General features: G+C 59.3%; 21 protein-coding genes. 15 read left to right on the top strand and 6 right to left on the bottom strand.

Annotated elements, in window-relative coordinates:
- Positions 1–37: 37 nt before the first annotated feature.
- The 12 genes from pheA (at position 38) to cysM (ending at position 11,569) form a co-directional block, all read left to right on the top strand.
- On the top strand, positions 38–1,111 hold the full coding sequence (gene pheA, locus ACNOHI_RS17395; RefSeq protein ID WP_420476172.1) for a prephenate dehydratase: 1,074 nt from the start codon (positions 38–40) through the stop codon (positions 1,109–1,111).
- Between the two features lie 71 nt (positions 1,112–1,182).
- Positions 1,183–2,289, top strand: coding sequence for a histidinol-phosphate transaminase (gene hisC / locus ACNOHI_RS17390; protein WP_420475946.1), 1,107 nt, complete (start codon positions 1,183–1,185; stop codon positions 2,287–2,289).
- 21 nt (positions 2,290–2,310) lie between these two features.
- Positions 2,311–3,210, top strand: coding sequence for a prephenate dehydrogenase (locus ACNOHI_RS17385; protein ID WP_420475945.1), 900 nt, complete (start codon positions 2,311–2,313; stop codon positions 3,208–3,210).
- Positions 3,210–4,535, top strand: a complete 1,326-nt coding sequence (gene aroA, locus ACNOHI_RS17380) for a 3-phosphoshikimate 1-carboxyvinyltransferase (RefSeq protein WP_420475944.1) — start codon at positions 3,210–3,212, stop codon at positions 4,533–4,535. The genes ACNOHI_RS17385 and aroA overlap by 1 nt, the downstream gene beginning before the upstream one ends.
- Before the next feature lie 47 nt (positions 4,536–4,582).
- The gene (gene cmk, locus ACNOHI_RS17375; RefSeq protein WP_420475943.1) at positions 4,583–5,257 is read left to right on the top strand and encodes a (d)CMP kinase; all 675 of its coding nucleotides are present in this window, start codon (positions 4,583–4,585) and stop codon (positions 5,255–5,257) included.
- 128 nt (positions 5,258–5,385) lie between these two features.
- The gene (gene rpsA / locus ACNOHI_RS17370) at positions 5,386–7,092 is read left to right on the top strand and encodes a 30S ribosomal protein S1 (protein WP_420475942.1); all 1,707 of its coding nucleotides are present in this window, start codon (positions 5,386–5,388) and stop codon (positions 7,090–7,092) included.
- A gap of 14 nt (positions 7,093–7,106) precedes the next feature.
- Complete coding sequence (locus ACNOHI_RS17365; RefSeq protein WP_088710132.1) at positions 7,107–7,412, top strand: integration host factor subunit beta; 306 nt, start codon at positions 7,107–7,109, stop codon at positions 7,410–7,412.
- A 181-nt stretch (positions 7,413–7,593) separates the two neighbouring features.
- Positions 7,594–7,908 (top strand): LapA family protein, encoded by a 315-nt coding sequence (locus ACNOHI_RS17360; RefSeq protein WP_420475941.1) that lies wholly within the window; start codon positions 7,594–7,596, stop codon positions 7,906–7,908.
- 20 nt (positions 7,909–7,928) lie between these two features.
- Positions 7,929–9,104: a lipopolysaccharide assembly protein LapB gene (lapB, locus tag ACNOHI_RS17355; protein ID WP_420475940.1), complete on the top strand. Its 1,176-nt coding sequence runs from the start codon at positions 7,929–7,931 to the stop codon at positions 9,102–9,104.
- A gap of 34 nt (positions 9,105–9,138) precedes the next feature.
- The gene (rfaE1, locus tag ACNOHI_RS17350; RefSeq protein WP_420475939.1) at positions 9,139–10,068 is read left to right on the top strand and encodes a D-glycero-beta-D-manno-heptose-7-phosphate kinase; all 930 of its coding nucleotides are present in this window, start codon (positions 9,139–9,141) and stop codon (positions 10,066–10,068) included.
- 104 nt (positions 10,069–10,172) lie between these two features.
- Positions 10,173–10,535: a ComEA family DNA-binding protein gene (locus ACNOHI_RS17345; RefSeq protein ID WP_420475938.1), complete on the top strand. Its 363-nt coding sequence runs from the start codon at positions 10,173–10,175 to the stop codon at positions 10,533–10,535.
- A gap of 131 nt (positions 10,536–10,666) precedes the next feature.
- A complete protein-coding gene (gene cysM, locus ACNOHI_RS17340) occupies positions 10,667–11,569 on the top strand; it encodes a cysteine synthase CysM (protein WP_420475937.1) in 903 nt (300 codons plus the stop codon).
- 21 nt (positions 11,570–11,590) lie between these two features.
- Here the strand turns inward: cysM and ACNOHI_RS17335 are convergent, their stop codons facing one another.
- Both ACNOHI_RS17335 and ACNOHI_RS17330 read right to left on the bottom strand, forming a co-directional pair.
- Positions 11,591–11,938, bottom strand: a complete 348-nt coding sequence (locus ACNOHI_RS17335; RefSeq protein WP_420475936.1) for a hypothetical protein — start codon at positions 11,936–11,938, stop codon at positions 11,591–11,593.
- Positions 11,939–12,358: 420 nt separating this feature from the next.
- The gene (locus ACNOHI_RS17330; RefSeq protein WP_420475935.1) at positions 12,359–12,949 is read right to left on the bottom strand and encodes a DUF1415 domain-containing protein; all 591 of its coding nucleotides are present in this window, start codon (positions 12,947–12,949) and stop codon (positions 12,359–12,361) included.
- Positions 12,950–13,050: 101 nt separating this feature from the next.
- On the opposite strand from ACNOHI_RS17330, the gene ACNOHI_RS17325 reads away from it, so the two are divergent.
- The 3 genes from ACNOHI_RS17325 to htpX all read left to right on the top strand — a co-directional run bounded on the left by ACNOHI_RS17325 (position 13,051) and on the right by htpX (position 15,749).
- Positions 13,051–13,599: a YaeQ family protein gene (locus ACNOHI_RS17325; protein WP_420475934.1), complete on the top strand. Its 549-nt coding sequence runs from the start codon at positions 13,051–13,053 to the stop codon at positions 13,597–13,599.
- Between the two features lie 51 nt (positions 13,600–13,650).
- Positions 13,651–14,721, top strand: coding sequence for an AI-2E family transporter (locus ACNOHI_RS17320; RefSeq protein ID WP_420475933.1), 1,071 nt, complete (start codon positions 13,651–13,653; stop codon positions 14,719–14,721).
- Between the two features lie 155 nt (positions 14,722–14,876).
- Positions 14,877–15,749, top strand: coding sequence for a protease HtpX (gene htpX / locus ACNOHI_RS17315; RefSeq protein ID WP_420475932.1), 873 nt, complete (start codon positions 14,877–14,879; stop codon positions 15,747–15,749).
- A 2-nt stretch (positions 15,750–15,751) separates the two neighbouring features.
- Here the strand turns inward: htpX and mltB are convergent, their stop codons facing one another.
- Genes mltB through ACNOHI_RS17295 form a run of 4 tightly spaced genes read right to left on the bottom strand, consistent with a single transcriptional unit; the run spans position 15,752 to position 20,851 of the window.
- Positions 15,752–16,906 carry a lytic murein transglycosylase B gene (mltB, locus tag ACNOHI_RS17310; RefSeq protein WP_420475931.1) on the bottom strand — a complete coding sequence of 385 codons (1,155 nt, stop codon included), beginning with the start codon at positions 16,904–16,906 and terminating at the stop codon, positions 15,752–15,754.
- A complete protein-coding gene (locus tag ACNOHI_RS17305) occupies positions 16,897–18,924 on the bottom strand; it encodes a transglutaminase TgpA family protein (RefSeq protein ID WP_420475930.1) in 2,028 nt (675 codons plus the stop codon). Before ACNOHI_RS17305 ends, mltB begins: the two co-directional genes overlap by 10 nt.
- Positions 18,921–19,934, bottom strand: coding sequence for a DUF58 domain-containing protein (locus ACNOHI_RS17300; protein WP_420475929.1), 1,014 nt, complete (start codon positions 19,932–19,934; stop codon positions 18,921–18,923). The genes ACNOHI_RS17305 and ACNOHI_RS17300 overlap by 4 nt, the downstream gene beginning before the upstream one ends.
- Positions 19,931–20,851 (bottom strand): AAA family ATPase, encoded by a 921-nt coding sequence (locus ACNOHI_RS17295; RefSeq protein ID WP_420475928.1) that lies wholly within the window; start codon positions 20,849–20,851, stop codon positions 19,931–19,933. Before ACNOHI_RS17295 ends, ACNOHI_RS17300 begins: the two co-directional genes overlap by 4 nt.
- Positions 20,852–20,894 lie beyond the last annotated feature (43 nt).

Genomic DNA, 20,894 nt, shown 5'->3' with positions numbered 1-20,894 from the left:
GGCCGTGTCTATCTCCCGCCGGACTTACCTCAAGATGATGAGCGACGACAAACTTAAACCCCTTCGCGAGCAGATTGACGCGATCGACGCGCAAATCCTCGATCTGCTTAACCGTCGTGCACGCGTGGCGCAAGAAGTCGGACACGTAAAGGCTGAAACCAATGCCCCGGTGTTCCGCCCCGAGCGCGAAGCGCAGGTCCTGCGCAAGGTTGCCGACAACAATCCGGGGCCGCTCGACGGTCACGACGTTCAGACCATCTTCCGCGAGATCATGTCCTCGTGCCGCGCGCTGGAGCGGCGCGTGGCGGTGGCTTATCTTGGCCCCGCCGGCACCTTCAGTGAACAGGCCGTGTACCAGCAATTCGGCCATGCCGTTGAAGGCGTGCCTTGCAGTTCCATCGACGAAGTCTTCCGTGCCGCCGAGGCAGGCACTGCGGACTTTGGCGTGGTTCCAATTGAAAATTCTTCCGAAGGTGCAATCAACCGTACCCTCGATCTGATGCTGCAAACGACGCTGTCCATCAGCGGCGAACTGTCCATTCCCGTGCATCACAGCCTGATGACCAAGAGCGGCACGATGGATGGCATTACCCGCATCTGCGCGCATTCGCAGGCACTCGCCCAGTGCCAGGTGTGGCTGAATCTCAATTATCCGAATATCGAACGTCAGGCGGTTGCGTCCAACGGCGAGGCAGCACGCATCGCCAGCGAAGATCCGACTGCCGCTGCCATCGCCGGCGAGATTGCCGGGCAGCGTTACAACCTCGGCGTCGTCAAGGCGCACGTGCAGGATGATCCGCACAACCGCACGCGCTTCGCGGTGGTCGGTCGCCTTCAGCCTGCGCCGAGCGGAAAGGATCAGACCTCGCTCGTGCTCGCAGTGCCCAACAAGGCCGGCGCGGTCTACAACATGCTGGCTCCGCTCGCCACACACGGGGTGTCGATGACGCGTTTCGAATCCCGTCCGGCGCGCATGGGCACGTGGGAGTACTACTTCTACGTCGACGTGGAAGGCCATGTCCAGGACGAGAGGGTCGCAAAGGCCATGGCAGAGCTGAAGCAGAACGCACCCTTCTTCAAGGTGCTCGGCTCATATCCGTTTAGTTTGTAATTTGTCCTGTCATTTCCGGGCACGCGCGGTCTCGCGACCTGCCTGGTGGGACACCTGTTCAGGAAATCGTTATGTCACTCCAATTCGGACCCGATTACGTTCGCGCCATCGCCCCTTACCAGGGTGGCAAGCCCATCGCTGAAGTTGCTCGCGAGTTCGGCCTTGATGAAGCAAAGATCATCAAGCTCGCATCAAATGAAAATCCGCTCGGTATGCCGGAATCGGCGAAGCAGGCGATGCTCAACGCAGTGACAGACATTGGCCGCTATCCGGATGCGAATGGCTTCGAGCTGAAGCAGGCGATCACCTCAAAATACGGCGTGCCTCAGGAATGGATCACGCTTGGCAACGGCAGCAACGATATCCTCGAACTTGCAGCGCATGCCTTCGTACAGCCCGGTCAATCCGTGGTCTATGCCCAGTATTCGTTCGCCGTGTACGCGCTGGCGACGCAGGCGGTCGGCGGACGCGCGATCGTCGTCGCTGCGAAGAATTACGGGCATGACCTGGAAGCGATGGCAAAAGCCATTACTGCGGATACCAAGCTGGTGTTCATCGCCAATCCCAACAACCCGACCGGCACCTTCATTCCGGCGGCTGACATCGAGGCCTTCCTGAAGAAAGTCCCGCAGGACGTCGTTGTGGTGCTGGATGAGGCGTACAACGAATACCTCGCGCCCGAACTGCAGTACGAATCGGTGGAGTGGGTCAGGCAATACCCGAACCTGCTGGTGTCGCGCACCATGTCGAAGGCGTATGGCCTCGCTGGATTACGCATCGGCTTCGGTATTGCGCAGCCGTCGATTACCGACCTGCTCAATCGCATTCGCCAGCCGTTCAATGTCAATTCCATGGCGCAGGCTGCTGCTGTCGCTGCTCTGACCGATGCCGCCTTCCTGCAAAAGAGCGCAAAGCTCAATGCCGATGGCTACCGTCAGTTGACGAATGCTTTCGACGCGATGGATATCGAGTATGTGCCCTCATATGGCAATTTCGTGTTGTTCAAGGTCGGCAATGACGATGGCGCCGGCGCGCGGGTGAACCTCGCCCTGCTCAAGCGCGGCATCATCGTGCGCCCGGTCGGCAATTACGGATTGCCGCAGTGGATCCGGGTATCGATCGGCTTGCCGGAAGAAAACGAAGCCTTTATCGCGGCACTCAAGCAAGTGCTGACCTGAGCGGGCGGAGCGGGGGCGCGCGTGTTCAATAAAATATCCATCTTCGGCGTTGGTCTCATTGGCGGTTCATTTGCGCTTGCCCTTAAGAAAGCCGGCGCTGTCCGCCAAGTTGTCGGCGTCGGGCGCAGTGCTTCATCGCTTGCACGCGCCAAGGAATTGGGGATCGTCGATATCGCAAGCCACTCAGTCGAGGAGGCAGTACACGGTGCGGATCTCATTCTGATCGCCGCCCCGGTGGCGCAAACCGAAGCCATCCTTGCCTCCATCGAGCCGCATCTCCAGCCAGGGACCGTCGTCACGGATGCGGGTAGCACCAAGAGTGATGTCGTCGAGGCAGCGCGCAAGGCGCTCGGTGGAAAGGTCGCCCAATTTGTGCCAGGGCATCCTATTGCCGGGCGTGAGCAGAATGGACCCGACGCTGCCATTGTCGACTTGTATGTCGGTAAGAAAACAGTTCTCACGCGCTTGCCCGAAAACACGGAGCGCGACGTGGGACTCGTCGCCCAGGCATGGGCCCTGTGCGGCGCAATCATCCATCGATTGACGCCGGAAGAGCACGACCGAGTTTTCGCCGCGGTCAGCCACTTGCCGCATTTGCTCGCCTACGCACTGGTCGACGATGTTGCCAGGAAGCCCCATGCGGACGTGCTGTTCCAATACGCGGCAAGCGGCTTTCGCGATTTCACGCGCATTGCCGGATCGTCGCCCGAGATGTGGCGCGATATTTCCCTCGCCAATCAGATCGCTTTGCTGGGTGAATTGGATGCGTATATGGCGCAACTCGCCCAATTGCGCGAATTGCTTGCGGAACGAAACGGCAAGGCGATCGAGGCGGTCTATGCGAATGCGCAACGCGCACGGCAGAACTGGATTCGCACCATCGAGGCTGCCGAACAACAGAACAAACAAGGCGGCGACTAATGAAGCATTACCCTCATCACCTCGACCTGCAGCCGGCAATGCATGCCCAAGGCAATGTGCGGCTTCCCGGATCGAAGAGCATTTCCAACCGAATCCTCCTGCTCGCCGCGCTGGCGCAGGGAACGACAAAAATCTTTGATCTTCTTGCCTCCGATGACACCCATGTAATGCTGATGGCCCTGCAGAAGCTGGGTGTGAAGTGGGAGCAGATCGGCGAGACGCAGGATTACATCGTCCATGGCGTGGCCGGGGCGCTGCCGGTTCACCAGGCGGATTTGTTCATGGGAAATGCCGGCACCGCCATTCGTCCTCTGACTGCTGCACTGGCTGTCATCGGCGGCGACTTTACGCTTCATGGCGTATCGCGGATGCATGAGCGTCCCATCGGCGATCTTGTCGATGCATTGAATGCGGTCGGCACGCAGATCGAGTACACCGGGCAGCTGGGCTACCCGCCGCTGCATATCCGCCGCGGGCACATTCATGCCCAGTGCATGCAGGTCAAGGGCAACGTGTCGAGTCAGTTCCTGACCGCGTTACTGATGGCATCGCCGTTGATGGCATCCGAACATCCCGTCACGATCGAGGTCATCGGCGAGCTGATCTCCAAGCCCTACATCGAAATCACGCTCAATCTGATGCAGCGGTTCGGTGTGGCGGTCGAGCGGAGCGGCTGGCAGTCTTTCACCGTTGGTGCCGGACAGAAATATCTCAGCCCAGGCTCGATCCACGTCGAAGGCGACGCCTCGTCGGCCTCGTATTTCCTCGCTGCCGGAGCCATCGCAGGTGGTCCCGTCCGGGTGGAGGGCGTGGGGCGCAACAGCATCCAGGGCGACGTTCGCTTTGTCGAGGCGCTGGAACAGATGGGCGCAAGCATCACGATGGGCGACAACTGGATCGAGGCAAAGTCCAATGGCGTCTTGAAGGCGATCGATGCGGACTTCAATCACATTCCCGATGCAGCCATGACGATCGCCGTTGCAGCGCTTTATGCAGATGGACCGAGCACCCTGCGCAACATCGGCAGCTGGCGCGTCAAGGAAACCGATCGTATCGCGGCGATGGCAACGGAATTGCGCAAGGTCGGCGCCACGGTGGAAGAGGGGGCGGATTACCTGCGGGTGACGCCGCCGTCGGTCATCAGTACGGCGGCAATCGATACGTATGATGACCACCGGATGGCGATGTGTTTTTCGCTGGCATCACTCGATGGAGCGGCAAGGCGCGGCAATACCATCCGGATCAATGATCCCAAATGCGTTGCCAAGACCTTCCCGGACTACTTCGACGCATTCGCAAAAGTTGCCCAGAACAAGCTGTTCTGACCGGGCGTTCCGCAAACGATGCGCAACGTCTTCGAACTCCATACACGATGCATACCCATACCATTCCGGTCATCACGATTGACGGTCCGACTGCTTCAGGAAAAGGCACTGTCGCCAACCGCGTCGCGCAGCAACTTCATTTCCATTACCTTGATTCCGGCGCACTGTACCGGTTGACCGCCCTTAGCGTGCTCCGGCACGAAGTGGCGCTTAACGATGAACACGCGATCGCGAAAGTTGCCGAAAAGCTGCCGTGCCGTTTTATCGGCGACGAAATCTGGCTGGGCAATGAGAACGTTACCTCTGCCATCCGGGCTGAAGAGGTTGGCAATACGGCATCGAAAATTGCCGCATTGCCAACGGTTCGGCACGCATTGGCGGGCTTGCAACTGAACTTTCGTGTTGCGCCGGGTCTGGTGGCGGATGGCCGCGACATGGGCACCGTGATTTTCCCCCATGCAGTGCTCAAGGTATTCCTCACGGCAAGCGTGGAAGCGCGCGCCGAGAGAAGATATAAGCAATTGATTGACAAGGGTTTTCCTGCTAATATGGAAGACCTTCTCAAGGATTTGAGGGAGCGGGACGCGCGCGATTCAAATCGTGCAATCGCCCCCTTGAAACCCGCTGAAGGAGCACACATTCTGGATACTTCGCACATGACTGCCGACGAGGCCGTCGAGCAGGTGCTCAGATGGTATGCGGCGGTAAAAAAGCACGCGTAGCGATTACGCTGTTTTTGCAGTGCGATTGGTGCCCGGCCTGGCGCAAGGCCTTGGCGGGTGTTGATTAACTTAACCCAGTGCATGACCGGATAAAGACGCGATCATCGCTGGCCAACTTTTTCTCATTTATGTCTACTGCGCAACAACAATCTACCGGTATGGAAAGCTTTGCAGCCCTGTTCGAGGAGTCCCTTTCCCGTCAGGACATGCGTTCCGGTGAAGTGATTTCCGCTGAAGTCGTCCGTGTCGACTACAACTTTGTCGTCGTGAACGCGGGCCTGAAATCCGAAGCTTTCATCCCCATCGAAGAATTCAAGAACGACAACGGTGAAGTCGAAGTCCAGGTTGGCGACTTCGTGACCGTTGCGATCGAATCGCTCGAAAACGGTTTTGGCGACACCATCCTCTCGCGTGACAAGGCGAAGCGTCTGGCTTCCTGGCTCGCGCTCGAGAAGGCGATGGAGTCCGGCGAAATCGTGACCGGCACCGTCAACGGCAAGGTCAAGGGCGGCCTGACTGTTCTGACCAACGGCATCCGTGCATTCCTCCCGGGTTCGCTGGTCGACACCCGTCCGGTGAAGGACACCACGCCGTACGAAGGCAAGACCATGGAATTCAAGGTCATCAAGCTGGACCGCAAGCGCAACAACGTTGTGCTGTCCCGCCGCGCCGTCATCGAAGAGTCGATGGGCGAAGAGCGCGCCAAGCTGATGGAAACCCTGAAGGAAGGCACCGTCGTCACCGGTATCGTCAAGAACATCACCGACTACGGCGCGTTCGTTGACCTCGGCGGCATCGACGGCCTGCTGCACATCACCGACCTGGCATGGCGCCGTGTGCGTCACCCGTCGGAAGTGCTGTCCGTCGGCCAAGAGATCACCGCGAAGGTCCTCAAGTACGATCAAGAGAAGAACCGCGTCTCCCTGGGCGTCAAGCAACTGGGCGACGATCCGTGGACCGGTCTGTCCCGTCGTTATCCGCAAGGCACCCGCCTGTTCGGCAAGGTTACCAACCTGACCGACTACGGTGCGTTCGTGGAAGTCGAGCAGGGCATCGAAGGCCTGGTGCACGTCTCCGAAATGGACTGGACCAACAAGAACGTGGCGCCGAACAAGGTTGTCCAGCTGGGCGACGAAGTCGAAGTCATGGTCCTGGAAATCGACGAAGAGCGTCGTCGTATCTCCCTCGGCATGAAGCAGTGCAAGCCGAATCCGTGGGATGACTTCGCGATGAACCACAAGAAGGGCGACAAGGTGAAGGGCGCGATCAAGTCGATCACCGACTTCGGCGTCTTCATCGGCCTGGCTGGCAACATCGACGGCCTGGTTCACCTGTCCGACCTGTCCTGGACCGAAGCCGGCGAAGAAGCCGTCCGCAAGTTCAAGAAGGGCGACGAACTGGAAGCCGTGGTCCTGGCAATCGACGTCGAGCGCGAGCGCGTTTCCCTGGGCGTCAAGCAACTCGAAGGCGACCCGTTCAACAACTTCGTTGCAATGAACGACAAGGGCGCAGTCGTGACCGGTACCGTCAAGTCCGTCGAGCCGAAGGGCGCTGTAATCCAGCTGTCCGACGAAGTCGAAGGCTACTTGCGTGCATCCGAAATCTCCCGCGACCGCGTGGAAGATGCCGGTACTCACCTGAAGGCTGGCGACAAGGTCGAAGCAATGGTCATCAACATCGACCGCAAGGCACGCAGCATCCAGCTGTCCATCAAGGCGAAGGACAACGCTGAGACGCAGGAAGCCATGCAGAAGATGTCCGCTGACTCCAGCGCTGCTTCGGGCACCACCAGCCTGGGCGCACTGCTGAAGGCCAAGCTCGACAACAAGCAATAAGGTCGAAACCGACAATGACTAAGTCCGAGCTGATTGCCCGCTTGGCCGAGCGTTATCCGCAACTGGTTGCAAAGGATGCGGATTACGCGGTGAAAACCATTCTCGATGCAATGGCCGAGGCTCTGTCCAACGGCCAGCGTATCGAGATTCGCGGCTTCGGGAGCTTTGCACTGAACAGCCGTCCTCCTCGCATTGGCCGCAACCCGAAATCGGGCGACAAGGTGATGGTTCCCGAAAAACGGGTGCCGCACTTCAAGCCCGGCAAGGAATTGCGGGAACGTGTGGATGCGATGGTGGGTCAGCCGATCAAGGAAGACTGAACGTTATTGCAGGAATCAAAACGGCATCTTCGGATGCCGTTTTTTTTGCTTGTTGCGCTTGTTGACGGAGCGGCGTTGTTTTGCACGCTGGTTGTCATTGAAACTTCACGTACAATTTCATCCTGTCAGTAGAGCTCCGGCCAACACGCATGCCCATTCAAATCAATAAGGACGCCGCGCCATGAAAATCCTGTTCAGAATCGTTGCGGCCATCCTCTTCATCGTCTTCTTCGGTTTTGCACTGAAGAACACCCAGGAAGCGTCGTTGCGCTTCTTCTTCGATTACGAAATCCGGGGACCGCTGGTCCTGCTGCTGCTGTCCTTCTTTGCCGGCGGCGCCGCGCTCGGCATTCTCGCCATGATTCCCACTCTGTTCCGCTACCGTCGCGACCTGACGAAACAGAAAAAGGCATTTTCGGCCATGGAGAAAGAGAACGAAGCCAAGCGCATGGCGCGTGTGCAGCCCCCTCAACCCGACACGGTCGTCAACAAATAACCTGACAAGAACAAGAACGCATGGAATTCGAAACCTGGTGGCTGCTTGGCATCCCAATCTTTTTCGGCCTTGGCTGGATTGCGGCACGCGTCGATATCAACCAGCTCGTGTCGGAATCACGGAGCCTGCCACGCGGCTACTTCAAAGGACTTAACTTTCTGCTGAACGAACAGCCGGACAAGGCGATCGATGCCTTCATTGAAATCGTCAAGCTCGATCCGGAAACCATTGAACTGCATTTCGCGCTTGGCAACCTGTTCCGACGCCGAGGCGAAATGGAGCGCGCCATTCGCGTGCACCAGAATCTGCTTGCGCGCCCCGATCTGCCGCTGGACTACAAGCTTCAATCGCAATATGAACTTGGCCAGGACTACCTGAAGGCCGGCTTGCTGGATCGCGCGGAAGAAACCTTCAATGCCTTGGTCGATACGCAGTATGGCGCCCAGGCGCGCCGCGCGCTGCTCGAGATCTACCAGCGCGAAAAGGAATGGCTGCGCGCCATCGATGCCGCTCGCGCGCTTCAGGAATCCGGTGCAGGAGCGAAGCAGAAGGAAATCGCACAGTTCTATTGCGAGTTGGCGCAGGACGAGCTGGTGCATACGCATCCGGACTCGGCTTTGGGCATGCTTGAAAAGGCGTTGGCCGCGGACCGCAGCAACGTTCGCGCGGCCATCCTGATTGGCGACGTTCACCTTGCCAAAGGGGATACGGAGGCGGCGCTTATGGCTTGGCGGCGCGTCGAGCAGCAGAGTGTTCCACATGTCGCGCTCGTCGCGCAGCGCCTGATGGACGGCTATCGCAATGTCGGGCGTCCGCAGGAGGGCCTCAACCTGCTCAAGAGCTATCTGGCGGAGGCGCCTTCGATCGATTTGCTGGAGGTGGTATTCAAGGCAGTCCTCGAGCTTGACGGCGTGGACGCGGCCAATCACCTTGTGAGTGACGAGCTGCGGCGCACGCCGACGCTGCTGGGGCTGGACAAGCTCCTCGAGGCGCGCCTGATGGAAGCACCGCCCGAAGTGCGGCCGGAGCTTTCGTTGGTCAAGAACCTCGTGCATGGCTACACCCAGAAATTGGCGCGCTATCAGTGCAGCCACTGCGGCTTCAAGGCGCGCCAGTTCTACTGGCAATGCCCCGGATGCAGCCAGTGGGAATCCTACCCGCCGCGCCGCACCGAAGAACTCAATGTGATGAACTAGCGTGACCGCGTCCGCATACAGAACCGAATTCGACATGAACGACATGACTCCTCCCCAGAAAAGCCCGCGCCTCCTCGTCGTGGGTGACGTGATGCTGGATCGTTACTGGTTTGGCGAGGTGAGCCGTATTTCCCCGGAAGCGCCTGTGCCGGTTGTACGCGTGGAGCGGCGTGAGGAGAGACTGGGCGGCGCTGCAAACGTAGCACGCAACGCCGTGGCGCTCGGTGCGCAGGCGGGCCTCCTGGGGGTGGTGGGTACCGATGAAGCAGGTGACGTCGTCCAGAAGCTGCTTACGGACCTGTACATCGACAGCTTTCTTAACCGGGATACGGCTGTTTCCACCATCATCAAACTGCGCGTCATCGGGCGGCAGCAGCAACTGCTGCGTATTGACTTCGAGGCGCCGCCAAGCGAGTCGGTCCTGCGCGACAAGTTGACGCAATTCAATACGCTTCTCCCACAATACGACGTCATTGTCCTTTCTGATTACGCCAAAGGCAGCCTGGTCAACGTCGCGCACATGATCGAAGCGGGCAGGCGCCTGGGCAAGTGCATTTTGGTCGATCCCAAGGGGGAAGACTTCACCCGCTACAAGGGGGCCTCGATCCTCACGCCCAACAAGTCCGAGCTGCGTCACGTCGTCGGTTCGTGGAAGACGGAAGTAGACCTCACGACCAAGGCGCAAAACCTGCGCCGTTCCCTCGAGCTCGAAGCGCTGCTGCTGACGCGGTCCGAAGAGGGGATGACTCTGTACACGGAATCGGATGTCCTCCATATCCCCACGGTCGCACGCGAAGTGTTCGACGTGTCGGGCGCCGGCGATACCGTCATCGCCACTCTCGCGACCATGCTCGGTGCCGGCAAATCGCTGCCCGATGCCGTTGCAATTGCGAATCGCGCCGGCGGAATCGTTGTCGGCAAACTTGGTACCGCGACGGTCACCAAGGAAGAGCTCTTCGGCTGATTGTTGTTTTCGAGCACGAATAATAGCTTTTTGACAACTTTATAGTTATCATTTCGGCAACACCGGTTGCCCGGTGTTCTTTTATTCAAATTCGGAGAAACAAAATGCTGAGAAAATTTTTGCTTTCGATCGCGGTAATGGTGGCAACGAGCGGCTTTGCCTTTGCGCAGGTGGACGTCAACAAGGCGGACCAGGCAGCGCTTGATGGTGTCAAGGGTATCGGCCCGAAAATGTCGAAGGCGATCCTCGACGAACGCAAGAAGGGCGGCGACTTCAAGGACTGGGCCGACCTCGAGGGACGTGTGAAAGGCGTCGGCGAAAAGAACGCGGTCAAGCTGTCGGACGCGGGACTCACCGTGAATGGCCAGGCACGCCAAAAGGCAGGTGGCGACAATGGCGCCAAGAATGGCAAGCCCGCCGCCAAGGAAGGTCGCAAGGACGCGAAGAAGGATGAGGCCAAGAAGTAATTGTCGCTCGTACACTGTCCTCAGCCCCGCTCAAGCGGGGCTTTTTTATTGCCCCTTGCGCGCGCAGGTTACCGTACGTACGTTCGCACCTCCGAGTAAAATGACGTTTTTATCAAGCAGTCCGACAGAACATGCCTTACCTGACGATCGAAGACACTATCGGCAATACTCCGCTGGTGCAGCTGAAGCGCATTCCCGGAGAAGACGCTGCGCGCCGCAATAACGTTATCCTCGGAAAACTGGAAGGCAATAATCCTGCGGGCTCGGTCAAGGACCGGCCGGCATTGTCGATGATCATGCATGCGGAGGAGCGCGGCGAGATCAAGCCGGGCGATACGCTGATCGAGGCGACCAGCGGCAATACCGGTATTGCACTCGCCATGGCTGCCGCGCTGCGCGGATACAAGATGGTATTGCTCATGCCCGAGAACCTGAGCGAAGAGCGACGTCAAAGCATGGCCGCGTACGGAGCGAAGATCGTGCTGACACCGAAAACCGGCGGCATGGAATACGCACGCGACCTGGCGCAGCAGATGCAGAAGGAAGGCAAGGGCATCATCCTCGATCAGTTCGCCAACCCGGACAATCCGCGTGCGCATTATGAAGGGACCGGTCCCGAAATCTGGCGCGACACCGAAGGACGGATCACGCATTTCGTGAGTGCGATGGGAACGACTGGCACCATCGTTGGCGTGTCTCGATACCTGCGAGAGAAGAATTCCTCGGTGCGCATCATTGGCGCCCAGCCCGAGGAGGGCTCGCAGATTCCCGGCATCCGCAAATGGCCGGAAGCGTACATGCCGCAGATTTACGACAAGACGTGCGTGGACCAGCTTGAGTATGTGAGCCAGGCAGCGGCCGAGCACATGGCGCGCCGGATGGCGATGGACGAGGGGATCTTCTGCGGAATTTCGGCTGCGGGCGCCTGCGAAGTCGCACTTCGCATTTCGCAGACCGTGGAAAACGCGACGATCGTGTTTATCGTCTGCGATCGCGGCGACCGATACCTGTCGACTGGCGTTTTCCCCGCCTGAGACAGGCGGGGACAGGGAGCTTTATTCCATCAGCTCGGCGCCAGCGGAACCTGCCGGTGCATCCTTCGGTTTGAACTGCTTGTCGCTGATACGGAACTTGTCGCGACGGTCGCCCATCAGGATGCGCAGTTCCTTGATACTGAGGTCGCTGACCTCGTGCATGCGAATCAACAGCGACGCGCCGACCGGCAAACGGCGGTGGCGGATCTTGCTGATGACCGGCGGCGCAACCTCGAGGGCGCGCGACAAGGCGGCGTCGTTCTTGAGGTTCAGTTTTTCGATGAGCGCGTCCAGCAGGTTGTTCGGGTCGTAATTCACCTGATCGGCGAGACGGGTACCGGTGCGCTTGTTGTTATCCGTGTTGTCCATGGCATTGTCTGAATGAGTAGTCAAAGTCGCAATAATTCCGGATTGCAAGCAGATTATACAGAGAAACAATTTGCATATCTGGAAAGTGTATCAACTTTGTGACACATCTTGCATGACCGGGGTGCAATAGGTAGCACTACCACAATTGCCGGATAGACACTACTTGCGTGAATGCAATATAGTAAAGAAATTTCAAAAAAGCAATATTAGAATAATGCGAACATGCGCTGAATCAATAACTGCATGAATATAGTGATCCGTGTCGCATATTCCGCCAATTGGGATTGCAGCGGTTCAATCGCATTCTAACGAAGCGCATCTTCGGTCATTTTGACCGGCCGCAATGCGATCTGTCCTGTCTCTTTGCTCTCCCAACGTGCGATCATTCGTCAAGCCGGTGTTTGAACTGATGTTCTACTGTTAGTTCTGTTTCGTTCCGTTAATCGCGCAATCTGGCGCTCCATCGCTCAGTAACTCGTCCCACGCTGTTTTCCCCATGCGCTGCACCGTCTCGATATTTCTCTCGAAAATGTCTGACGCGTCCGGAAACGCGTCCACCGCGCGGTCAATGCTTGCTTCGCGCAGGAGATGCAGCGTCGGATACGGTGCGCGGTTCGTGTAGTTGCTGATATCGTCTGGACCTGCATCCGCAAACTGATATTGAGGATGGAAGCTGGCGACCTGGATTTCGCCCTCCAGGCCCAACGTTTCAAGGGTCGCATCGACGACGTCAAGAAAGTCGTTGAAATCAAGAAAGTCGGTTAGGACGTAAGGATGGATCAGCAGGACGGTGTCGACCTTCGCTGCATCCGTCTCCTTCAGTTTCAACAATTCCGCCGCCAAGTCGGCCTGCAACGCTTCCGTCGAATCCGCACTGCTCACGAAAAATCGCACTTGCTCCTTGATATAGACACTTTTTGCAAATGGACAGAGGTTAAGCCCGATGACGGCTTTTTCCAGCCAGCGCCGGGTCGCAGCGATGACATCGTCATGTGGTGGAGGTGTATGCATGGCCAAATTATGACGGGGTTTGACGGATAGCGCCCGGAGGCGCTTTCCTGTACATTGCCGGTCACATTCATACTGCCGGTCAAGGCATTCATCGAGAACACATGGCACTCAAGGCAACGATTTTCAAGGCAGACCTACAAGTGGCCGACATGGACCGCCACTACTACGGCGACCATGTCCTGACCATTGCCCGGCATCCGTCGGAAACGGACGAGCGCATGATGGTCCGGCTGCTGGCCTTCGCGCTGCATGCCAACGACGCGCTTGCCTTCGGCAAGGGGTTAAGCACGGACGATGAACCCGATATTTGGCAGAAGGATCTTACCGGCGCAATCGAGCAATGGATCGAGGTGGGGCAGCCGGATGATCGACGGATCTTGAAGGCGTGCGGTCGTGCTGAGCAAGTTGTGGTCTACAGTTATAGCAATACCAGCAATATCTGGTGGAGCCAGATATCCGGCAAACTCGATCGCGCCAGGAATTTACGGGTGTTTAACCTTCCGTCCGCAGCGACAACGGAACTGGCGCGGATGGCAAAACGCACGATGCAACTCCAGTGCACCATGCAGGAAGGGCAGATCTGGATTGCGGATGGGGACCAGAGCGTCCATCTGGAACTGGAAGTGCTGAAGGCGCAAACGTCCGCCTGACGCGGGAACCATTTCATTGACGGCGCTTGCCGTTTCTCCCAATATTGCTGCATGCCTTATCTTTCACTGATTCTTCCCCTGGCGTTCGCGGTATCGCTCGTCTTCCTGCTCAAACATTTTCTTGGCTCACTGGCGTGGGCAGCATTGCTTGCTGTTATCACCTGGCCGCTGCACGAGCAGCTACAGCGCCGTGGTTGGTCACGCGCGGCGAGTGCGACGACGTTGCTCGCCGCGATCATCGTCAGTTTCGTGGCGCCCTCGATTTTCCTGTTCAATACGCTGAGTCATGAACTTGCCACGGTCGAGCGCCTGATCGGCCAGATCAACAGTGCCGGTGTGCCCGCGCCGGAGTGGCTGGCGCGCCTGCCTTTCGTCGCCAAGCCGGCACTCGAATGGTGGAATTCCCATCTCTCGGTCCCGGGCGGACTCAATACGCTCATCCGGAGTACGGCAGGAGACCTCGTTCCTTATCTGACGAGCACCGTGGGCACCCTTGGGCCCACCATTCTGGCGAATGCCCTGTACCTTTTCCTTGCACTGCTGACCTTGTTCATCCTCTATCTGGAAGGGCCCGCTGTCGTGAAGTACGTGGACCATGCCGGCGAACGCCTTATTCCCAAGTACTACAGCACGCTCAAGCGGCTGCTTCCGCTTTCCGTGCGCGGCACGGCGCTGGGGCTGTGCTCGGTAGCCGTGCTGGAAGGGATCGTGCTCGGCGTCGCGTACGGAATTGCCGGGGCGCCGGCCCCCGCCATTCTCGGCGTGATCACGGGCTATCTCGCGTTGATTCCGGGCGGCGCCCCGTTGTCGTTCACCTCAGTGTCGCTGCTGTTGCTGGGTCAAGGCCACGCCGGTGCTGCGCTCGGCCTGTTCTGCTGGGGCGCGTTCGAGCTCTTCCTCGTTGACAAGTTCGTCCGGCCGAAGCTCATTGGCCATCGTGTCAACCTGCCATTCCTTGCAGTGCTGTTCGGACTGCTTGGTGGCGTTTCCACCATGGGTGTGATCGGCCTCTTCGTCGGTCCGTTCATGATGGCTGTCCTGTTCTGGTGGCTGCGCGGAGGTAAGCCCGACTCCGTGCACGAGATCGCCGCCGACGAGAAAAGCGGGAAGCGGGCAGCATAAACCTGCCGCCCGCACGCGTTTTCTTGTTCCGTTTTTCGGAACAAATAATTCAATAAACTTCGCTTTTTCGTGCGATTGCCTGCTGCTATCCTGCACGCTCGAATCGGTCTATTCCGGTTTGGACATCACAACATCAAAGACATGAGGAACGTCATATGAAGCGCGTCATACTTTTCCTTGCCACCAACCTGGCCATCATGCTGGTTCTCAGCGTGACAGCCAGTTTGCTCGGCGTGAACAAATACCTCACCGCCAACGGGCTCAACCTCGGGTCGCTGCTGGTATTCGCCGCCCTGATGGGTTTCGGCGGTGCCTTCATTTCCCTGTTTCTCTCGAAGCCGATCGCCAAATGGTCGACCGGCGCGCAGGTGATCGAGCAGCCGTCCAACTCCACCGAACTGTGGCTGGTCAATACCGTTGCCGCCCAGGCGCAGAAGGCGGGCATCGCGATGCCGGAAGTCGCCGTGTATGAGGGCGAGCCGAATGCGTTCGCGACTGGGGCGACAAAGAACAGTTCGCTGGTCGCGGTATCAACCGGCCTGCTTACGTCGATGACACGCGAGGAAGTCGAGGCCGTGCTCGCGCATGAAGTGGCGCATATCGCCAACGGCGACATGGTGACGCTGACCCTGATCCAGGGCGTCGTCAATACCTTCGTTACCTTCCTGGCGCGCGTGGTGGGCTATGCGGTTGACCAGTTCCTGCGCAGGAATGACGAAGAGAGTTCCGGTCCCGGTATCGGTTACACGGTGACGGTGATCGTGTGCGACATTCTGTTCGGCATCCTTGCCAGCATCATCGTGATGTATTTCTCCAGGCAGCGCGAATACCGCGCCGACCGTGGCGCTGCACAGATTCTTGGCACGCCGCGTCCGATGATTGCGGCACTGCAGAGACTGGGCGGCGTGACGGCGGGCGAACTGCCCAAGAACATGGCGGCATCCGGTATCGCGGGCGGTGGACTGGCTTCCCTGTTCAGCAGCCACCCGCCAATCGAGTCGCGCATTGCCGCCTTGCAGGCGCAGTAAGTTCAGCGCACGCAGCCCGCGCAATTGGGGCGCGCAGCCCTCACTGCCCGCCCCAGTTCGATTACCGACATGGCGTAGAAGAAGCTTCGGTTGTATTGCGTGATGGCGAAGAAATTGTTCGCGCCAAGCCAGTATTCGGTCGGCTCGCCACCGTTCTGCAAATCGACGAGGCCAAACAGCATGTCCGAAGGCGGTTCGACAGTGGGCATCACGCCTGCCGCCTTCAATTCATCAAGCCTGAATTTGGCCTCGAGGCTCTGGCCGATGAACATTTCCCAGCTGCGCCCCGGTTCCGCAGCGGCCAGGGTGACGGGGAAAACGACTGGCTCCCCGGACTTCCATCCATGTTGCACAAGGAAATTCGCCACGCTGCCGATCGCATCGACCGGAGAGTTGCGCAGGTCGACCTTGCCGTCGCCATCGAAGTCGACGGCGAACTTCCGAATGCTGCCCGGCATGAACTGCGGCCAACCCACGGCACCGGCGTACGAGCCGAACAGCGAGAACGGATCGATGCCGGCGTCGCGGGCGAGCAGCAGTGTGTTCTCGACCTCGCCGCGGAAAAACTTCATTCTTGACACGCGATTTGGCGTATCGGGGTAGTCGAAGGCAAGCGTGGTCAGTGCATCAAGCACGCGAAAGTTGCCGGTGTTGCGCCCGTACACGGTTTCAACGCCGATGATGCCCACAATGATTTCTGCCGGAACGCCGAAGGTCTGCTCCGCCCGTGCGAGCGCGTCGCGGTGCTCTTCCCAGAAGGCCACGCCCGCATTGATCCGCACAGGTTCGATAAAGCGGGAGCGATAGACACGCCAGTTCTTTGGACGTCCCGGCGGTGCCGGCTTGACGAGCTGGATGGCCGTATCGATGTAGCGCACCTTCTTGAAAGTCGACTCCAGCGCGCCGCGGTCGAATCCGTGCTTTTCCACCATCTGGTCGATGAATCCCGCCACCTCTTGCCATTGCGTGAAGTTGGCGAATTCGCCAGCCTCGTCGGGGTTGACGGATACCTTCCGCAGCTTTGCGCCCTGCACAGCCGGTTTGCGTGCCTGTTTGCTCGCTAGTTTCGCGTGTGCATCGGAGGGAAGGGAAAAGGCAAGGAGCAATGTGGACAGCAGGACGGCGGGTGCGGCAGGTTTGAAAAACATCATCGACATTCGGCGGACAGGGATTTGAGTCTGGCAACGGCTGTGGGACGCGCGAGGTCTGTCGCGTCGTAACGCACAGTTTCATAGAGTTCGAGGAAGCGCGCAAGCGCTGCTTTTTGATTCTGCGGCAAAGGAGACTCAGCCGACGTCAATCGTGCGCGATAACTGCGCGGTCCTTCATGCAGTTCGCGCGGAAATCCCTTTTTGGCAAGCCGCCTGCACAGCGACAGGTAAATCGCTTCGACCGGATCGCGCTTCGTTTCATGGAAGAGCAAAGGCAAGACCACAATCGCCACGGCGAGTGAGCCGAACACGAGCAACAGCGTCGCCATGGTGCGCCAGTCGACGTCCTCGAAGCCGAGCGACTTGATGAAATTCCTTTGTTGCTGCGGTGTGTAGTTGAGCACCCATTGATTCCATGCGTTGGAAACCGCATCCCAGTTCTGCCGGATTTTTTGCAACTGCGCGAACAAGGCATTATTGGAAGCATCGAGCGTGATCAATCCGCCAAGGATCTGGCGTGGAATCGCGCTTGCGAGATTGCCTTCAACCCGCTCGGGCGCGACCGCCGAAGTGGGATCGATGCGGACCCAGCCGCGCTTTTCCAGCCATACCTCGGCCCAGGCGTGGGCATCGGATTGCCGTACGACGAGGAAACCATCCGCAGCATTCAGTTCGCCGCCCTGGTAGCCGGTCACGACGCGCGCGGGAATGCCCGCGGCGCGCATGAGCACCACGAATGCCGATGAGTAATGCTCGCAGAAGCCGGCGCGCGTCGTGAACAGGAAGTCGTCGACGTGATCCCTGCCCAATAGGGGCGGCTGCAGGGTGTAACGGAACGCTTCGGTACGGAAGTGCCGGAGGACGGCGGAGACCAGATCGGCACTGCTCTGCGCCTTCCGGCGCAGGTCGCTGGCAAAGACCATGGCTCGCGGATTAAAGCCGGGCGGGAGGTCAAGCCATTGCTGCAGCGATGCAGGCGTTTCGTTCGGGTTCAGTTCGTATTGCAAGTGGGACGCCGCATCATAGCGGAGCCGCTCGTGCACTCCCTGGGATGCGAGCAGCTGCATGTCGTATGTAATCCTCGCGGGGTTCTGTTCAATCAGCGGTACCGCACGGGGAATGTCGAGCGCAAACAGCCACCGCTTGCCGTGCGGCTCCAGCGTGACCTGGTAATTCAGCGCTTCGCCCTGTAAGTTCACGGAGGTCGTGCCGGGCGTTTGCCGACGTTGCGGGAACCACTTCCGTCCATCAAAGCCACTCAGGACGGGGCCGCGCCAGTACAGCTGCGCCTTGGGAGGCGGTGAGCCGGTGAACTTGACGCGGAAGGCAATCTCGTCCGACTGCGCGAGGCTTTGGATATTGCCCGGCTCCATCGTGTCCGACATGCCTGTACGGCCGGAATGAGCATCGCCGGGCATTCCCCACAGCGGTCCCTGTATGCGGGGAAAGAGGAGGAACAGCACCAGCGTTACCGGACCCGCGAGCAGAAGGATGGTTGCCCCCATCCGCAAACGCTGTTTCAGCGGCGGTACTGCTCCCGTGAATTGGAACGAGACCTGTGTCGTCAGGATGGCGACAACGGCCGCCAGTGTCAGCAATGCCGTCCCGATCGACTGGGAGTAGAAGAAGCTCGACAGGATCAGGAAAAAACTCAGGAACAGGGCGACGAAGAGATCGCGCTTGGCGTGCATTTCCAGCAGCTTCAATGTCAGCAGTAGTGCCAGCATCGATACGCCCGCTTCCCGTCCGAAGAAGGTGCGGAAAGTAAGGTAAACGCCGCCCATTGCGAGTGCCGCAACAGGCAACAGGAGCCAGCGCGGCGGGAGGCGATTGCCGCGAAACGTAATCCATCCGCGCCAGCCGAGCAGCGCCGCGCACACCGGCGTGATCCAGACGGGGAGATGGCTCGCGTGCGGGAGCAGCACAAGCGTGCATGCGAAGAGCAGCAGGAGGATGTCTGCCTTGTCACGCGACATCGGGCGATTGCCCAACGGGGCCGGGCGTCCGAAGAAAGGCAGTTTCATGATGCCTCTCCATGCAAGGCCAGTGCACGCAGGCAGGCGTCGCGATGTGCAGGTCCGTGTGCGGCGGGCAGCGAGACATTCCCCAGGCGGAACGCGTACGCCAGTCCGCGCGCCTCGGCTTCGATCACCCAGCGAGTCATGCGCGAAAGCTTTTGTTCGATATCCATTCCCGCCGGTAGTGCGTCGAAATCAATCGCGATTTCCGTTGCCGCGCCGCCTTCGAAGTGCTTCGTGACCAATGACCCGCCGGCCTCCACGTCCATGCGCGCAATATGACGCCAAGCAAGGCGCTTCAGCGAATCGCCTGCCTGGTAGCCGCGTATCCCGGCGAAATCGTCCTGCCCGGCCTGGCCTTGGCCATCGTTCATTTCCATGCCGGCATAGGGGAGGGGCGGCGCATCGTCCTCGGGGCGTGGATAGACAAGCGCTCTTGCATCCGGATGCCAATAGCTCCACGCGCGCAGCAATCCCAGCGGAAAACGTGTCTGCAGGCGGACACGCGGCGCCTGCAGCCAGCCGCGCCTTGTCGCCGGCGTGGACAGGAGCGCGCGCGATGTCGTATTGGCTGGCACATCAACGGGCTGTGCCAGCTCCGGACGGTCGTCATTGACGAAGTCGAGCCAGATGGCGTAACGGTCGTGCTTGCGGCGGTTGACCAGGTGAAGCTCGAACTGCGCCTCCTCTCCGGCAAAGACCGGCGCGGCACGACCCGCATTCAGGTGCAGGTGCGCCAGGTTGCGGAAGGTCAGGTGCATGTCGATTAATGCACACCCGGCAATCAGGAAGGTGAAACCAAAGCCAAGGCTGAGGTTGTAATTGATCGACCCGAGAAACATCGCGATCAGCATGACGCAGAACAGCAGGCCCGGATGCGTCGGCACGATGTAGACCCTGCGCTGGTTCAGGAATACTTCGCCGGGTTCGGCATCCTTCAGCCGGAAAAGCCATTTGTTCAGCTTTCCGCGGATGGCGTGTTCCAGCCTTGCGTACAGGGACAGTTTCTTCTTCACACCGGAACGGATTTCATCAACTGCAGGACGAGGTCGCGGCTGCCCAGTGCGGAACTGCCACCGGATTTCAGGGGGCGCAGGCGATGCGCGACGACCGGGACCAGTACAGCCTGGACATCTTCCGGGATGATATGGTTGCGGCCTTCAAGGGCGGCCCACGCACGCGCCGCGTGCAGCAGCGCAATGGTGGCGCGCGGACTCATGCCTTCGGCGAAGAGGCCGCTCTGGCGCGATGCCTGGGCCAGGGCCTGTACGTAATCCACCAGGGCAGTCGAGGCGTGCACGCTTTTCAATGCCGCCTGCGCGGCCATCAGTTCCTCGGGATGCATGGCGGTCGGCAGCGATTTCAGCATGGTGCGGCGATCCTCGCCCATCAGCAAGGCACGTTCCGCGGCCGCGTCGGGATAGCCCAGCGAGAGACACATCAGGAAGCGGTCCAGCTGCGATTCCGGCAGCTGGAACGTGCCGATCTGGTGCGTCGGGTTCTGCGTTGCGATCACGAAGTACGGACTCGGCAGGTCACGTGTGACGCCGTCTGCGGTGACTTGCCGTTCTTCCATCGCCTCGAGCAATGCGGATTGCGTCTTCGGGGTGGCGCGGTTGATCTCGTCGGCGAGCAATACCTGCGTAAAGACGGGGCCGGGGTGGAAGACGAAGCCGTTCTTTTCGCGATTGAAAATCGAAATGCCGACCACATCAGCCGGCAGGAGGTCGCTGGTGAACTGCAGGCGGTTGAACTTCAAGCCGAGCGAAATCGCCAGCGCATGGGCAAGCGTCGTCTTGCCTACGCCAGGGACGTCCTCGATCAGCAGGTGTCCTCCGGCAAGAAGACATACCAGTGACTGGCGGATCTGCGTATCTTTACCGACAACGACCTGGCTGACCTGCTTCGCAACGGCATGGAGTTTGTCGAACATGAATCTTCCGTGAATGGGGGAGTGCGGTCTGGTGCCGCCTGGT

The organism is Noviherbaspirillum sp. ST9 (genome assembly GCF_048799745.1).
Classification (GTDB): Bacteria; Pseudomonadota; Gammaproteobacteria; order Burkholderiales; family Burkholderiaceae_D; genus Noviherbaspirillum.
This window is presented reverse-complemented; position numbering and strand designations above follow the sequence as displayed.

What these genes read in the sequence shown, in the direction of transcription:
- pheA (WP_420476172.1), top strand. Translation starts at nt 38, where the DNA reads ATGAGCGACGACAAACTTAAACCCCTTCGCGAGCAGATTGACGCGATC.
- hisC (WP_420475946.1), top strand. Translation starts at nt 1,183, where the DNA reads ATGTCACTCCAATTCGGACCCGATTACGTTCGCGCCATCGCCCCTTAC.
- aroA (WP_420475944.1), top strand. Translation starts at nt 3,210, where the DNA reads ATGAAGCATTACCCTCATCACCTCGACCTGCAGCCGGCAATGCATGCC.
- cmk (WP_420475943.1), top strand. Translation starts at nt 4,583, where the DNA reads ATGCATACCCATACCATTCCGGTCATCACGATTGACGGTCCGACTGCT.
- rpsA (WP_420475942.1), top strand. Translation starts at nt 5,386, where the DNA reads ATGTCTACTGCGCAACAACAATCTACCGGTATGGAAAGCTTTGCAGCC.
- ACNOHI_RS17365 (WP_088710132.1), top strand. Translation starts at nt 7,107, where the DNA reads ATGACTAAGTCCGAGCTGATTGCCCGCTTGGCCGAGCGTTATCCGCAA.
- ACNOHI_RS17360 (WP_420475941.1), top strand. Translation starts at nt 7,594, where the DNA reads ATGAAAATCCTGTTCAGAATCGTTGCGGCCATCCTCTTCATCGTCTTC.
- lapB (WP_420475940.1), top strand. Translation starts at nt 7,929, where the DNA reads ATGGAATTCGAAACCTGGTGGCTGCTTGGCATCCCAATCTTTTTCGGC.
- rfaE1 (WP_420475939.1), top strand. Translation starts at nt 9,139, where the DNA reads ATGAACGACATGACTCCTCCCCAGAAAAGCCCGCGCCTCCTCGTCGTG.
- ACNOHI_RS17345 (WP_420475938.1), top strand. Translation starts at nt 10,173, where the DNA reads ATGCTGAGAAAATTTTTGCTTTCGATCGCGGTAATGGTGGCAACGAGC.
- cysM (WP_420475937.1), top strand. Translation starts at nt 10,667, where the DNA reads ATGCCTTACCTGACGATCGAAGACACTATCGGCAATACTCCGCTGGTG.
- ACNOHI_RS17335 (WP_420475936.1), bottom strand. Translation starts at nt 11,938, where the DNA reads ATGGACAACACGGATAACAACAAGCGCACCGGTACCCGTCTCGCCGAT.
- ACNOHI_RS17330 (WP_420475935.1), bottom strand. Translation starts at nt 12,949, where the DNA reads ATGCATACACCTCCACCACATGACGATGTCATCGCTGCGACCCGGCGC.
- ACNOHI_RS17325 (WP_420475934.1), top strand. Translation starts at nt 13,051, where the DNA reads ATGGCACTCAAGGCAACGATTTTCAAGGCAGACCTACAAGTGGCCGAC.
- ACNOHI_RS17320 (WP_420475933.1), top strand. Translation starts at nt 13,651, where the DNA reads ATGCCTTATCTTTCACTGATTCTTCCCCTGGCGTTCGCGGTATCGCTC.
- htpX (WP_420475932.1), top strand. Translation starts at nt 14,877, where the DNA reads ATGAAGCGCGTCATACTTTTCCTTGCCACCAACCTGGCCATCATGCTG.
- mltB (WP_420475931.1), bottom strand. Translation starts at nt 16,906, where the DNA reads ATGTCGATGATGTTTTTCAAACCTGCCGCACCCGCCGTCCTGCTGTCC.
- ACNOHI_RS17305 (WP_420475930.1), bottom strand. Translation starts at nt 18,924, where the DNA reads ATGAAACTGCCTTTCTTCGGACGCCCGGCCCCGTTGGGCAATCGCCCG.
- ACNOHI_RS17295 (WP_420475928.1), bottom strand. Translation starts at nt 20,851, where the DNA reads ATGTTCGACAAACTCCATGCCGTTGCGAAGCAGGTCAGCCAGGTCGTT.